The sequence below is a fragment of the Janibacter sp. DB-40 genome, from assembly GCF_029510815.1.
In the GTDB taxonomy this organism is placed as follows: Bacteria; Actinomycetota; Actinomycetes; order Actinomycetales; family Dermatophilaceae; genus Janibacter.
Map to the genome: position 1 here is coordinate 1,585,315 of NZ_CP120360.1, position 13,901 is coordinate 1,599,215.

Annotated in this window: 12 protein-coding genes, 4 tRNA genes and 1 pseudogene; 11 read left to right on the forward strand and 6 right to left on the reverse strand. The window is 71.6% G+C overall.

Translation table 11 applies throughout. The features are described 5' to 3' along the window. Position 1: 1 nt before the first annotated feature. Positions 2-877 (forward strand): polyphosphate kinase 2 family protein, encoded by an 876-nt coding sequence (locus PVE36_RS07445; RefSeq protein ID WP_277455622.1) that lies wholly within the window; start codon positions 2-4, stop codon positions 875-877. Positions 878-889: 12 nt separating this feature from the next. Here PVE36_RS07445 and PVE36_RS07450 read toward each other — a convergent pair whose 3' ends face one another. Beyond that, positions 890-2,563, reverse strand: coding sequence for an acyl-CoA dehydrogenase family protein (locus PVE36_RS07450; RefSeq protein WP_277455623.1), 1,674 nt, complete (start codon positions 2,561-2,563; stop codon positions 890-892). A 168-nt stretch (positions 2,564-2,731) separates the two neighbouring features. On the opposite strand from PVE36_RS07450, the gene PVE36_RS07455 reads away from it, so the two are divergent. From PVE36_RS07455 to PVE36_RS07470, 4 genes are all read left to right on the forward strand, one after another. Beyond that, a tRNA-Gly gene (locus tag PVE36_RS07455) sits at positions 2,732-2,804 on the forward strand. Between the two features lie 22 nt (positions 2,805-2,826). Continuing rightward, a tRNA-Cys gene (locus tag PVE36_RS07460) sits at positions 2,827-2,897 on the forward strand. Positions 2,898-2,940: 43 nt separating this feature from the next. After that, a tRNA-Val gene (locus PVE36_RS07465) sits at positions 2,941-3,015 on the forward strand. A 203-nt stretch (positions 3,016-3,218) separates the two neighbouring features. Then, the gene (locus tag PVE36_RS07470; RefSeq protein ID WP_277455624.1) at positions 3,219-4,709 is read left to right on the forward strand and encodes an FAD-dependent oxidoreductase; all 1,491 of its coding nucleotides are present in this window, start codon (positions 3,219-3,221) and stop codon (positions 4,707-4,709) included. A 117-nt stretch (positions 4,710-4,826) separates the two neighbouring features. Here PVE36_RS07470 and PVE36_RS07475 read toward each other — a convergent pair whose 3' ends face one another. Next, on the reverse strand, positions 4,827-5,147 hold the full coding sequence (locus PVE36_RS07475; RefSeq protein WP_277455625.1) for a PRC-barrel domain-containing protein: 321 nt from the start codon (positions 5,145-5,147) through the stop codon (positions 4,827-4,829). A gap of 319 nt (positions 5,148-5,466) precedes the next feature. Here PVE36_RS07475 and PVE36_RS07480 point away from each other — a divergent pair, with 319 nt between their 5' ends. Further along, on the forward strand, positions 5,467-6,162 hold the full coding sequence (locus tag PVE36_RS07480) for a sigma-70 family RNA polymerase sigma factor (protein WP_277455627.1): 696 nt from the start codon (positions 5,467-5,469) through the stop codon (positions 6,160-6,162). A gap of 58 nt (positions 6,163-6,220) precedes the next feature. Here PVE36_RS07480 and PVE36_RS07485 read toward each other — a convergent pair whose 3' ends face one another. Then, complete coding sequence (locus tag PVE36_RS07485; protein ID WP_277455628.1) at positions 6,221-7,078, reverse strand: helix-turn-helix transcriptional regulator; 858 nt, start codon at positions 7,076-7,078, stop codon at positions 6,221-6,223. 218 nt (positions 7,079-7,296) lie between these two features. Here PVE36_RS07485 and PVE36_RS07490 point away from each other — a divergent pair, with 218 nt between their 5' ends. The 4 genes from PVE36_RS07490 (at position 7,297) to PVE36_RS07505 (ending at position 9,912) form a co-directional block, all read left to right on the forward strand. Further along, positions 7,297-8,319 carry a chorismate-binding protein gene (locus PVE36_RS07490; protein WP_277455629.1) on the forward strand — a complete coding sequence of 341 codons (1,023 nt, stop codon included), beginning with the start codon at positions 7,297-7,299 and terminating at the stop codon, positions 8,317-8,319. Further along, complete coding sequence (locus PVE36_RS07495; RefSeq protein ID WP_277455631.1) at positions 8,316-9,161, forward strand: aminotransferase class IV; 846 nt, start codon at positions 8,316-8,318, stop codon at positions 9,159-9,161. The genes PVE36_RS07490 and PVE36_RS07495 overlap by 4 nt, the downstream gene beginning before the upstream one ends. Then, entirely contained in the window at positions 9,158-9,748 is a 591-nt protein-coding gene (locus PVE36_RS07500; protein ID WP_277455632.1) for a PGPGW domain-containing protein, read from the forward strand. The genes PVE36_RS07495 and PVE36_RS07500 overlap by 4 nt, the downstream gene beginning before the upstream one ends. A gap of 87 nt (positions 9,749-9,835) precedes the next feature. Beyond that, a tRNA-Val gene (locus PVE36_RS07505) sits at positions 9,836-9,912 on the forward strand. A gap of 50 nt (positions 9,913-9,962) precedes the next feature. Here the strand turns inward: PVE36_RS07505 and PVE36_RS07510 are convergent. Next, positions 9,963-11,339, reverse strand: coding sequence for an NAD-dependent succinate-semialdehyde dehydrogenase (locus PVE36_RS07510; RefSeq protein ID WP_277455633.1), 1,377 nt, complete (start codon positions 11,337-11,339; stop codon positions 9,963-9,965). A gap of 88 nt (positions 11,340-11,427) precedes the next feature. Here PVE36_RS07510 and PVE36_RS07515 point away from each other — a divergent pair, with 88 nt between their 5' ends. Then, positions 11,428-12,645, forward strand: coding sequence for a class I SAM-dependent methyltransferase (locus tag PVE36_RS07515; RefSeq protein WP_277455635.1), 1,218 nt, complete (start codon positions 11,428-11,430; stop codon positions 12,643-12,645). Between the two features lie 20 nt (positions 12,646-12,665). On the opposite strand, the gene PVE36_RS07520 is transcribed toward PVE36_RS07515, so the two are convergent. Beyond that, a complete protein-coding gene (locus tag PVE36_RS07520) occupies positions 12,666-12,983 on the reverse strand; it encodes a hypothetical protein (RefSeq protein ID WP_277455895.1) in 318 nt (105 codons plus the stop codon). A gap of 269 nt (positions 12,984-13,252) precedes the next feature. Beyond that, positions 13,253-13,807 (reverse strand): annotated as a pseudogene (locus PVE36_RS07525) (aminotransferase class V-fold PLP-dependent enzyme); the annotation flags it as partial. Between the last annotated feature and the right edge of the window lie 94 nt (positions 13,808-13,901).

The window sequence follows — 13,901 nt, forward strand, 5'->3', positions numbered from 1 at the left end:
GATGGGCAAGGACACGAAGTCGGGCACGAAGAAGACCTCCTCGAGCACGCCGTACCGGGATGCCCTGCGCGTGGAGCCGGGCTCGGACCTGACCGCCATCGACACCCGCGGCACCCCGATCTTCGACGGCGGCAAGACGAAGGGCAAGGAGGCGTTGGCCGATCTGGCCAAGCCCGTGTCGGACCTGCAGGAGCGGCTCTTCGCCGAGGCGACCACAGGGAGTCGGCGCAGCATCCTGCTGGTCATCCAGGGCATGGACACCGCCGGCAAGGGCGGCGTGATGCGCCACGTCGTCGGCAACGTCGACCCCCAGGGCGTGGCGATCACCGCGTTCAAGGCGCCGACGGACGAGGAGCTGCAGCACTCCTTCCTCTGGCGCATCCGCAAGGCACTGCCGCAGCCCGGGCAGATCGGGGTCTTCGACCGCAGCCACTACGAGGACGTTCTCGTCGCGCGAGTCCACGAACTCGTGCCCAGGACGCAGCTGTCACGTCGCTACACGCAGATCAACACCTTCGAGGAGGACGTGGCCGGCTCGGGCACGACGATTATCAAGGTGATGCTGCACATCAGCAAAGACGAGCAGAAGGAGCGACTGGCGGAGCGGCTCGAGCGGCCGGACAAGCACTGGAAGTTCAGTCCCGGCGACATCGACGAGCGTGCCCACTGGGACGAGTACCAGGAGGCCTATCGCATCGCGATCGACCGGTGCTCCACCGGCATCGCGCCGTGGTACGTCGTGCCGGCGGACCGCAAGTGGTACGCCCGGCTCGCCGTGATGAATCTGCTCAAGGAGCACCTCGAGGGACTGGACCTGCACTGGCCGGCGGCGCACTTCGACGTCGGGGAGCAGCAGGAGCGGCTCAGGAGGTCCTGATCGCTCCGGCGGCTACACCGACGCCGAAGCCCGGTGGATGGCGGTGGCCCCGGCCAGGGTGACGAGGTCGGGATCCAGGGTGCCGAAGTTCATCGCCCTGGCCCCGCCGAGGCGCGAGGCCACGAAGGCCTCGGCCATGTCGCCGGGGGAGTGGGCGACCATCAGGCTCGCCTGCAGGACCAGCGCGAGGCGCTCGACGAGCCGCCGCGAGCCCATGGCCACCCGGTCGGCGTCCTGGGCCCCGAGCTCGCTGCAGTCGCGCTCCAGGTCGTCCAGTGCGGCGTCGAGGACGGGGAGCTGTCCACGGGCGACGGAGGCCTCCTTGAGCAGCGCCATCAGCGAGGCCGGCTCCTTGGCGATCGCCCGGAGCACGTCCAGCGCGTTGACATTGCCCGAGCCCTCCCAGATCGAGTTCAGGGGAGCCTGCCGGTAGAGCCGGGCCATGCCGTGGTCCTCGACGTAGCCGTTGCCGCCGAGGCACTCCATGGCCTCCGCGGTGAAGGTCGAGGCGCGCTTGCAGACCCAGTACTTGCCGACCGCGACCCCGAGCCGGGACAGCTCGGTGTCGCCCTCGTCGAGCGCGTGGGCCAGGCGCAAGCCCAGCAGGGTGGCTGCCTCGGACTCCAGGGCGAGATCGGTGAGGACGTTGCGCATCAGCGGCTGGTCGACGAGGGTGCGCCCGAAGGCGACGCGGTGCTGTGTGTGGTGGACCGCCCGGGTCAGCGAGGCGCGCATCGTCGCGGCCGACCCGAGGATGCAGTCCAGCCGGGTGGTGGCCACCATGTCGATGATCGCCCGGACCCCGCGGCCCTCCTCGCCGACGAGCGCGCCCCAGGTGCCGTCGAGCTCGACCTCGGAGGAGGCATTGGAGCGGTCGCCGAGCTTGTCCTTCAGCCGTTGCAGGGCGAAGGGGTTGCGCGTCCCGTCCTCGAGGACGCGGGGGACGAGGAAGCAGCTCGGAGCGGCCTCCGGAGAGGTCTTGGCCAGCACGAGGAAGACGTCACTCATCGGTGCCGAGCAGAACCACTTGTGCCCGGTCAGCCGATAGGTCTGCCCGGTCATCGGCCCGCCGGGCGCAGCGACGGCGTGGGTGGTGTTCGCCCGCACGTCGGAGCCGCCCTGCTTCTCGGTCATCCCCATGCCGGCGATGACGCCGGACTTCGCCCCCGGCTCGCGCAGCCCGAAGTCGTAGTCACGGGAGGCCAGCTTGCTCTCCCAGCGCGCCGCGAGCTCCGGTGAGTGGCGAAGGGCGGGGACGGCCGCGTTGGTCATCGTGATCGGGCAGATGTGGCCGGGCTCGGCCTGGCTCCAGGTGATCAGGCCGGCCGCCCGCCGCACGTGCGCGCCGCTCCCTTCGCCCCGGGTCCATGCCTCGCCGGTGAGCCCGGCGTCGGCGGCGGTACGCATCAGCTCGTGCCATCCGGGATCGAACTCGACCTCGTCGATGCGGTGACCGAAGCGGTCGTGGGTGACCAGCCGCGGGGTGTTGCGGTGGGCACGGTCGGCCCAGCCGGCGGCCTCCTGCGAACCTGCCAGGAGCCCCAGGGCGGTGAGCTCCGCCACGGACGTCGCCCGCTGCTCGGCGGGGACCCAGCGGGAGATCCCCTCGGTGAGCGCGGGGTCGGTGGAGAAGACGTCCTGGCCGCTCAGCGGCGGGGGCTGGTTGGTCACCTCGTGCGTCGGCATGGGTGCAGCCTAGAGCGCGGGCCCGGGGGCGGGCGCGGCCCTCTCCGGAGGGCGAGTTCCCCGGCAATCCGGGCGACTCGGGCCGTGTCAGTGCCCAGTTTGGTTCTGACGGAATCTATGGGCTAATCTTCCACAGCACGCCGACGCAGAGAAGCGGCAAGCGTGAGTGCGGATGTAGCTCAGTTGGTAGAGCGCAACCTTGCCAAGGTTGAGGTCGCCGGTTCGAGGCCGGTCATCCGCTCGGAAGGTTCACCGCCTTCATTGGTGGAGTGGCCGAGAGGCGAGGCAACGGCCTGCAAAGCCGTCTACACGGGTTCAAATCCCGTCTCCACCTCGACCGTGCAGAGCCTGCATGGAACTGAAAAGTGCACGACCTCGGGCGATTGGCGCAGCGGTAGCGCGCTTCCTTGACACGGAAGAGGTCACTGGTTCAAACCCAGTATCGCCCACCAGCACGACGAAGGCCCCCGAGCAGCGGAGACGCTGCTCAGGGGCCTTCGTCGTGCCCGGAGGGTGTCGTGGCGCGGGGTCGCTCGGCGCATCCGGACGTGTCATGTCGCGACGAGCGGGTAGGACAGCGGCGACCGTAGGGCGCCGTGCCGAGAACGGGAACGGCCGGATCTTGCGGGACATGGTCTGACGAGAGGAACCCACGATGACGTCTGTGTGGCTGCAGGACCGGGAGCCCTTCCCATCGGACTCGCTCGACGGGGGCAGGGTCCAGGACGTCGTCGTGGGCGCGGGGATCACCGGCCTGGTGACTGCCCTGCTCCTCGCCCGTGCCGGCCGGCAGGTGGTCGTCCTCGAGGCCCGCACGCCGGGCGCCGTCACGACCGGCAACTCCACCGCCAAGGTGTCGCTCCTCCAGGCGACGCGCTACTCCCAACTGCTGGGCAGGCACTCCGAGGACGTCGTGCGCGCGTACGTCGAGGGCAACCGGGAGGGCCGGGACTGGTTGCTGCGCTACTGCGCGGAGCACGACGTGGGCGTGCTCCGGCGTCCGGCCGTGACCTATGCGTCCGATGACGGAGAGGGCCTGCGCCGGGCCAAGGAGGAGCACGAGGCGGCGCGGCGCCTCGACCTGGGGGTGCGGTGGGAGCACGACCTTCCGGTGCCCTTCCCCACGTCCGGGGGCACGGTCCTCGACGACCAGGCCGAGGTCGACCCGATGGCCCTCGTGGATGCGCTCGTGCGGGACCTGCGCGACCACGGTGGGCGGGTGGTCACCGGGACGCGCGTGCGCGGGGTCACCGGAACGGGGCAGCTGACCGTCCAGTGCCGGGGCGGGTCGTCAGTGGTGTGTGACCAGCTCGTCCTCGCCACCGGGACACCGGTCCTCGACCGGGGTCTGCACTTCGCCCGGCTCAGCCCGGAGCGTTCCTACGCGCTCGCCCTGGAGCACCCGGCTCCGCCGGAGATGATGCTCATCTCGTCCCACGGGCCCAGCCGGTCCCTGCGTGATGCCCGGGCCGGCGACGCGCGGCTGTTGCTCGTCGGCGGGGAGGGCCACACCGTCGGACGCACCGACTCCGAGCGCCTGCACGTGGACCGGCTGCGCCGATGGACCCGGGAGCACTTCCCCGAGGCGACGGAGGTCGCGCACTGGTCGGCACAGGACTACGTCTCGCACGACCTGCTCCCCGTCATCGACACGATGCCCGGCAGCTCGGAGCGCATCCACGTGGCCACCGGGTACGGCAAGTGGGGCATGACCAACGGCGTCGCGGCCGCGCTCGCGACGGCGGCGCGCATCCTCGACGGCCGCGTGCCGTGGGCGCAGAGGCTGCAGGACCGACCGGTACGGGCGGGTGCCGTGCGTGGGTTCGCCACCATCAATGCCGGGGTGGTCGCCTCCGGAGTCAGGCATGCCGCCGGTGCCGCCCTGCGGCCCCTCGACGAGACACCCCCGAGCGAGGGGAAGGGGGTGGTGGGCCGCCGTGGGCCCGTGCCCACGGCGGTGTCCACCGTCGATGGGCGCACCTGTGCCCTCTCGGCCGTGTGCACCCACCTCGGTGGTGTCGTGGAGTGGAACGACGTCGAGCAGTCCTGGGACTGCTCGCTGCACGGCTCCCGCTTCAGCCACTCCGGGGAGGTGCTGGAAGGACCGGCGACCCGCCCCCTTCGCCCTGCCCGCGGGAGCGACTGACCGCCGACGACGCAGCCGGCTCACCGGGGTCAGGGCAGGGGACTACGGGGCTCCACGCCCTGCTGGTGGTGTCGACGTACGGTGCCGCCCGGCCAACGTCAGGAGGTCGGGGAGCAGTCAGTGTCCGGACCAGTAGACGTGGAGGTCCAGCTCCTGCCGGGCGGTCATCGCGCTTCCCAACCAAATCTGGGGCGAATCCCGCAGAGTCCTCCGCGACACCGGCACGACCAGTCCCCGGGTCGTCCGGAGCAGGAGTGCACACGGGAGCGCCCGGTGTCTCGGCAGGAGGCCGCGCAGGCTGACCACCACCCACTCGGGGACGGCCGACTCGGCGTCCGCCAGGACGTCGACGATGTGCCCGAGGAGCTGTCCGGTGGTGCTGCGGACCTCGTGCCCGAGGTAGGAGCGGATCGCCATGTCCGGAATGTGCACGGCCACGTCCCCTCCTCGGTCGGGTGCTGGAGGCTCGGGCGAGTGCCGGAGCCGCGTGTCGGTCTGTCCGGCCCTACCCGTCCTCCGGGTCGCCATGCGTTCGTTGCGCGATCAACCTCCGCGGATCGGTTGCATGCCGCGGATCACTGTGGTTGTCTGAAGATCGTTGTCGGCTCGAGACCGTGGCTGGCGTGGTTCTTTTTGAGGAAGAGGCCGCACCTTGTCCGTTACATCGCAGCAGAGCACAACCGAGAGTCGGGACCGTGAGTCCGTCGAACTCCTGGCGCAGGCGTGCGCCGAGCCGGATCCAGCGCAGGCCAGTCGATTGCGCGAGCGCGTCGTCCTGGCGAACCGGGGCCTGGCCGACACGCTGGCGCGCCGCTTCGAGGGGCGCGGCATCGAGGTCGACGACCTGCACCAGGTCGCGATGCTCGGCCTCGTCCAGGCGGCACGGCGCTACCGCCCCGACAAGGGCCACGGGTTCACGGCCTTCGCCGCGCCGACCATCACGGGCGAGCTCAAACGCTACTTCCGGGACCACGGGTGGGCGGTGCGTCCGCCGCGGGCCCTGCAGGAGATGCACCAGCAGGTCCGGGAGACCTCGGCCGCCCTGAGCCAGGAGCTCCAGCGCGACGTCACCGATGCCGAGGTCGCCGACGAGCTCGACATCGACGTCGCCGAGGTGCGTGCCGCACGGGCGGCAGGGGACCGGTACCGCTCGACCTCGCTGGACGCCCCGATCCGGGCCTCCGGCCCGGTGCTGTCCGAGACACTGGCCGCGGACGACGGCGAGGAGTCCTACGACAAGGTCGTCACGCTGATCTCGTTGCGCGCGGCGATGGAGGACCTCGACGGGCGCGAGCGGCAGATCCTGCGGCTGCGCTTCTCCGCCGACCTCACCCAGCAGGAGATCGGGGAGCGGATCGGGGTGAGCCAGATGCAGGTCTCGCGCATCCTCAGCTCCGTCTGCCGCCGACTGCGCACGCGCATCGACGGACGGGAGCCGGTCTCGACGGGCTGAGTCCTCGCCACGCCCGGACGACGGTGTCCGGGGAGCCGGACGGGTGCGACACCCGAGGTCACCAGGTCCAGGTGAACCCGTAGGCGCCCGGGTCGGCGTCCTCCAGGACGAGTGCCGCCTGCAGGGTGTCGTCGAGCGGGACGGGGTCGAGGAACTCGAAGTCCTTCCCCGGCGCCTTCTGCACGCGGCGCAGCGTCGCGGGCGGGGCGGCGAACTCGACCGAGACGACGATGCTCCTCGTCGTGTGCGGCGCGCCCCAGATGAACCCGTCGGAGTAGCCGAGGGTGCCGTCCTCGTCGGGGTGGGAGATCACCTCGTACTCGTAGGCGTGGGACTGGCCCTTGGTGAGGGGGCGCGGCAGGTCCACCCCGAAGACGGTGACGTTGCTGTCCTCGAAGTCCCACCGTCCGGACAGCCGACAGCCCCGCAGGGGCACGAAGTCCAGGCGGGCGGCCGTGGTGTGCTCGTCGCCGTTCTGGACGTTGAAGACCCGCTCGAGCCCGTGCTCGACCGCCTCCAGCGCGACCTGGCAGCGGGTCGTGGACATCCGGCGGTCCACGCCGATGGTGGTGTGCCAGGTCTGGTTGATCACCCGGTAGGCACCCAGGACCGAGCGGGTCATCGCATCGATCTGCTCCATCTCCGACAGGGTGGGGTCGACGAGGAGGCCGTCGTACCCGGGTTGGCGGGGTGTGGCCCACGCGTGCAAGAACTCGGCCTGGTCCTGCGGTGGGAGCCTCATCGCCAGGGCCAGCTGCTGCAGGGTGGCCAGCTGGGGGTGCTGGATCTCCCCGCGCTCCAGGCCACGGATCGTGCGCACGCTCACCCCGGAGTCGTGACCGAGGTCGCTCTGCGTGGCGCCGTACCTCTGCCGCAGACTCCTCAGCAGGGCGCCGGCGCGGGCTGGATGACTCATGGCTCCACCCTGCCGGAAATGGTCGGCCCCGTCGCCCCGGGTGGACCGTTCGGGCCGCTCCTTCCCCTCGAGGAGCGGCCCGCGGTCCTCCCCCCCGGAGCCAACCGTGGCCAACGCTAGGGGCTCCACCCAGCCGATGACCAGACTTCGTGACCGAATTGCCGCTGGGTTGCCGCTCCCGGCACGACCCCGTCACGGTGGGCCTCTATCCTTCCGGCGTGGAGTTCGCGCGATTCGGGTCGACGACGTGGTCCGACCCGGTGGAGGTCAGCCACGATGCGAGTGACCTCGAGCGTGGCTCGTGGGTCGTGGTGGTCACCTTCGAGGGCGAGCTGACCGCCGTCCGTTTCGCCCACCGCGACGAAGGGGGCGGGGCACCGGGCCGTGCCGAGCGGTGGCCGGGCGTGGCCGGCTGGCGGGCGAGTCTGGACCGGGCGGGGTACGTGGCCGGGGTCGAGGAGATCCGTCGGCGGATCGCCGCCGGGACCGTCTACCAGGTGAACCTCACGACCATGCTCGAGACGCACCTGCCCCCGGACGCACACCTGCCCGACCTCGCCGCACGACTCGCGAGAGGCAACCCCGCCCCCTTCGCCGGGACCGTCCACGTGCCCTCGGCGGGGCTGGACCTCGTCACCGCCTCCCCGGAGCGCTACGTGGCCCGCAGCGGCGACCGGCTGCTGTCCAGCCCGATCAAGGGCACCGCGCCGACGCCTGAGCAGATGCTGACCAAGGACGTCGCGGAGAACGTGATGATCGTCGACCTCGTGCGGCACGACCTGCAGCAGGTCTGCTCGGCGGGGAGCGTCGTCGTCGAGCGGCTGTGCGCACCGGAGGCGCACCCTGGGTTGGTCCATCTCGTCAGCGACGTCGCCGGACGGCTGCGCCCGGACGTCACCTGGGCGGACGTCCTCGGGGCGACCTTCCCGCCCGGGTCGGTCAGCGGCGCGCCGAAGTCGAGCGCCCTGCAGGCGATCGCCGACCTCGAGACGGCCCCGCGGGGTCCCTACTGCGGCGCCCTCGGGTGGATCGAGCGGGATGACGACGGATGCGCGACCGGGGAACTCGCGGTGGGGATCCGGACGTTCTGTGCGACGACGGCCCCGGACGGGGGACGACTGCTGCGCTTCGGGACGGGAGCGGGCATCACGTGGTCCTCGGACCCGGAGGGGGAGTGGGCCGAGTGCGAGCTCAAGACCCGGGTCCTGATGGATCTGGCATCTGGAAGAGTAGGGCCATGAGCGACGTACGGGTGTGGGTCAACGGATCGATCGTGGGGCCGGACGAGCCGTCCCTGGCCGCACTCGACCACGGCGTGACCGTGGGTGACGGGGCCTTCGAGACGTGCAAGATCGTCGACGGCGAGGTCTTCGCCGCCGATCGCCACCTCGCGCGCATGGACCGCACGCTCGCCGGCCTGGGCCTGCCCGCCGCCGACCGGGACCTGCTCCGGCAGGGCATCGACGCCGTGCTGGGGGACGGGGAGCGGATCGCCCTCGGCCGGCTGCGCTACACGATCACGGCGGGGCCGGGGCCGCTCGGCTCCGACCGGGGCGAGCAGGGGATGAGCTACATCGTCACGGCGGCGGAGGTCGGCCCCCTCGCGCGGACGACGGCCGTCGCGACGGTGCCGTGGACCCGCAACGAGCGGGCCGCCACCGCGGGACTGAAGACGACCTCGTACGCGGAGAACGTCATCTCGCTCGCGCACGCGAAGGGAAAGGGCGGGACGGAGGCGATCCTCGCCAACACCCGCGGTGAGCTGTGCGAGGGCACCGGCAGCAACATCTTCGTCGTCGTTGACGGGGTGCTGCGCACACCGCCGCTGGAGAGCGGTTGCCTTGCCGGCGTCACCCGCGCGCTGACCATCGAGTGGGCCCGGGAGATCGGCGTCGAGGTGCGCGAGGAGGCCCTGCCCCTGACGGTGCTCGAGACCGCTGAGGAGATCTTCCTCACCAGCAGCACGCGGGACGTCCAGCCCGTCCACGCCGTCGACGGGCGTGAGCTGCCGGCTCCCGGACCCGTCACCGCCCGTGTCCAGGAGGCCTTCGTGAAGGCCGCGACCGCCACGATCAACCCGTGAGCCCGACGGAGAGCACCATGACCGCCGAGTCGTCGACACCCGAGAAGGAGTCCCCGGGGCGCACGGCCGATGGCCGGCGCAAGACCTACCGGGTCGTGCGCGACGAGCAGCACGCCGTCGTGCGCCAGGAGCTGCTGGACCGCTTCGGCTCGGACGGGCGGATCGACGCGCACGAGGACCCGATCCGGTGGCGGCGCGCCATCCGCACCAACCCGATGACCGGGACGATCTACCGTGTCGTCGTCGCCGTGGTCGGTCTGGCGCTGATCGTGGCCGGGATGCCCCTGGTCCCGCTCGTCGGCCCCGGCTGGGCGATCATCTTCATCGGGTTGTTCCTGTGGAGCACCGAGTTCATGTGGGCCCGCCGCGTGACGCAGTACGTCAAGGCCGAGGTCAAGGCCTTCGAGCAGTACACGCGGGCGCTGCCCTGGCGGGCGAAGATCCCGCTGCTCATCGCCTCCGCCGTCTTCGGGTGGCTGTGCTTCTGGCTGGCCCTGACCATCACCGGCATCCCGGGGTGGCTGCCGGACCACCTCGAGGACCTGCTCCTGCAGGTGCCCGGCATCGAGCTGATCCCGCCGCGGTGAGACACGAAGGGGGCCGATTGGCACGTTCGTGAGCCCGCCGGGTACTCTGCTCGGGTTGCCCGGCCGGGACGCTGGTCGGGAAGCCACGGACGTATAGCTCAGTTGGTTAGAGCGTTCGCTTCACACGCGAAAGGTCAGGGGTTCGAGTCCCTTTACGTCCACCACGAGACCGGCCCCGCACATCCGTGCGGGGCCGGTCTCGTTTGGGGCGGGCTCACTTCGCGGCGACCCGTACCAGCTTCCGGTTGACGAACTCGTGCATCCCGTCGCGGGCCAGCTCGCGGCCGTAGCCGGAGCGCTTGACGCCGCCGAAGGGCAGTCCCGGCAGCGTCGTCCCGTGCTCGTTGACGTAGGCCATGCCGACGTCGAGCCGGGTGGCGACCTCCGCGGCCTTCTCCGGGTCGTCGCTCCACACCGAGCCGGACAGGCCGAAGGTGGATGCGTTGGCCTGCTCCACCGCGGCGTCGACGTCGGTCATCCGGTAGACCATCGCCACCGGGCCGAAGAGCTCCTCGTCCCAGGCCCGCATGTCGGGCGTGATGCCGGTGAGCACGGTCGGCGCGTAGAACGCGCCGGGACCGTCCTGGGGCCGGCCGCCGGTGTGGACCGTCGCCCCCTTCGACACCGCGTCCTGCACCTGCTCGTGGAGGTCGTCGCGGGCCTGCATCGAGGACATCGGCCCCATCTGCGTCGCCTCGTCCAGAGGGTCGCCGACGACCGTCTTCTCGACGTTGCGCGTCAGCGCGGCGAGGAAGTCGTCGTGGATCTCGTCGGCGACGAAGATGCGCTTGGGCGAGTTGCACGCCTGACCGGCGTTGGACAGCCGCGCCTTCGCCGCGGTCCGCGCCATCGCCTCGACGTCGGCCGCATCGAGCACGATCATCGCGTCCGACCCGCCGAGCTCGAGCACCGACTTGGTCAGGTTCTTGCCCGCGGCCTCGGCCACCGAGGCGCCGGCGGCCTCGCTGCCGGTGAGCGAGACGCCCTGCACCCGGGGGTCGGCGATGACATCGGGGATGACGCTGCTGGGGGCGAGGAGGTTGACGAAGCCGCCGTCGGGCAGCCCCGCCTGCAGCAGGATCTCCTCCATGAGCGCGTTCGAGGCGGCACAGATCCCCGCGTGCTTGAGCAGGATCGTGTTGCCGATCATGAGATTCGGCGCGACGAAGCGTGCGACCTGGTAGTAGGGGTAGTTCCACGGCATGACGCCGAGCAACGCACCGACCGGCTCCTTGCGGACCGCGCTGCTCATCGCGCCCTGCGGGTCGAGCTGCTCGTCCTCCAGCAGGGTCGGCCCGTGGTCGGCGTACCACCGGTAGATCGACCCGGCGAGCTGCACCTCGCCCTTCGCCTCCTTCAGTGGCTTGCCCATCTCGACGGCGATGGTGCGGGCCAGCTCGTCGGCCCGCTCCTCGTACAGGTCCGCCGTGCGGCGCAGCACCTCGGCCCGCTCCTGCGCCGGGACGGTGCCCCACTGCTCGTACGCCGCGTGGGCACGGTCGACAGCGGCGATCGCGCCGTCACGGTCGAGGGCGTCGAAGGTGCGCTCCACCTCTCCGGTCGTCGGGTTCTCGGTGCGGTAGCTCGACATGTCGTCCTCTCGTCGTTGCCTTCTGGCGTCACCTCTGCCTACCCGGCCGGGCCCACGACATGCACTGCACCGCCGGCTGCGGAGCGTCGTGCGCGCAGGACGGTGTGACATCCTCGTCACCGGCGACGCAGCCCGCCTCGTGCGTGCTGCCGCCAGTGCGCCCGGGTGCGTCCGACGAGCAGGGAGCCAGATGTCGATCCACTGGAGCGAGGACGGCGTGGAGCACTCCGCCACGTGGCACTCGGAGAACGCCACACCCGCGCCCACGCGGGTGGTCCTCGTCGACGACACCACACGCGCGGACACCGCCTACCGCCTGGCCCGGAAGGGCACCGGTCTGCTCTGGCGGGGGGATTACCACAACGCGCGGCAGCTGCTGAAGGCGATGGATCGCCGGCTGCGCAGGCACGCGTCGCGGCGCGGGGGCACGGGGACGGACTTCGCGGCCCACCGCGCCGAACGCGCCGAGCGATCCCGCGTCCTGGGCATGCTCCTCGTCGAGCTGGAGGACGACCACTCGCTCCGGCTGCGGCGCGCTCCGGACGTGCGCGAGGCCTGTCACGGCGCCTACGGCGCACCCGCGGGAGGCATGTGCGTCGCCCTGCAGGAGCTGCTCGGCGTGATCGGTGCCCACCAGTGGCAGACGAAGGGGGTGCCGGTCCCGGCCCTCGATGCGTCCGTCCATCCGGGGTACGGGGTGTTCTCGCCGGTGCGCGGGGAGTACATCGACCTCGTCGCCACGGCACCGCTGCCCGTCGAGGCACCACGGGTATTCGACCTCGGGACCGGCACCGGGGTGCTGGCGGCGGTCCTGGCACGGCGCGGGGCCGCGCGGGTGGTCGCGACGGACATCAGCGGGCGGGCGGTGGCAGCAGCACGCGACACGATGACCAGGCTGGGCCTGGGGTCCACGGTGGACGTCATCGAGACCGACCTCTTCCCCCCGGGCCGGGCGGACCTGGTCGTGTGCAACCCGCCGTGGCTGCCCGGCGCACCCACGTCGACGCTCGAGGCCGGCATCTACGACCCCGACTCCGACATGCTGCGCCGGTTCCTCGGCGGACTCACCGGGCACCTCGAGCCCGGGGGAGAGGGATGGTTGGTCATCTCCGACCTCGCCGAGCACCTCGGCCTGCGCAGCCGCGAGGAGCTCCTCGCGCTGGTCGCCGACGCCGGGCTGCGCGTGGCCGGCCGGCACGACACCAGGCCCCGTCACGCTCGCGCCACGGACGCGAAGGACGCCCTCCACGCCGCACGGCGGGCCGAGGTCACCTCGCTGTGGCGTCTCGTGCCAGCCACTGCCTGAGCCCGATCATTCGCAACTGCTTAGGCTCTTGCGACGCCGTGGTGCCCTCCCGTCGCAAGTGCCTGGCCGAGCACCTCGGCGGCGTGCACGGTCTCATCCCGGGTCGTGCCCCGTCCCAGGGACAGCCGCAGTGCGCCCAGCGCCGTCTCGTGGTCCAGACCCATGGCCAGCAACGCCGCGGACGGAGTGTGCTCCCCGGCGTGGCAGGCACTGCCGGTCGAGGCCGCCACGTCCTCCACCCGAGCGAGCACCTCGGTACCGATGCGTCCCCGGGCGGCGACCATGAGCGTGTTGGGCAGACACCCGCCGGCGGGGGAGACCCGGACCAGGTCCGGCACCAGGCGGACGAGCTCCTCCCACAGCAGATCCCGCAGACCGGCCTGCCGGGCGCCCTCGTCCTCGAGGTGTGACCCGGCGAGCTCTGCGGCGGCGCCGATGGCGACGATGCCCGGGACGTTCTCCGTCCCCGGACGCAGGCCCCCTTCCTGCCCCGCACCACGCAGCAGCGGCTCCAGCGTCGTCCCCCGACGGACGACGAGGGCACCGACCCCTTCGGCGCGTAGAGCTTGTGACCGGCGATCGACATCAGGTCCACGCCGAGGTCCGCCACCGACACGGCGATCTTGCCGACCGCCTGGGCCGCATCGGTATGCACCACCCCGCCGGCCGCGTGCACCCTCTCGGCGAAGTCCGCCACCGGTTGGACGGCACCCGTCTCGTTGTGGGCCAGGATCAGGGTGCCGAGACCGACCGGCACCGCGGGGGCCTCGGACAGGCGCACGCGTGACTCGTCGTCGACCGGCAGCTCGTGCACCCGCCAGCCGAGACCACGCAGATGCGTCAGTGGGGCCACCGTCGCCGGGTGCTCGATCCTCGAGGTGAGGACGTCGTAGGTGCTGGCGACGGCGGCGGTCCCACGGATGGCCAGGTTGTTCGACTCCGTCCCGCCCGACGTGAAGACGATCTCGTCGGGGTGGGCGTCGACGAGGCCGGCGACCTGCTCGCGGGCGTGGTCCACCGCCGCCCGGGCCCGCGCCCCGAGCGGGGTGGTGCTCGAGGGGTTGCCGAAGTGGTCCACGAGGTAGGGCCACATGGCCTCGGCGACCGCGGGCGCCACCGGAGTGGTCGCGTTGTGGTCCAGGTATGTCGCTGCGCTGCTCATGCCGGCCTCCGGTCAGGGTCCGTGGTGTGCCCATCCTGCTCCACGTGCGCCGGACGAGCGAGGCGCGGGCCATGGGACGGGCCCGTTGACGAAA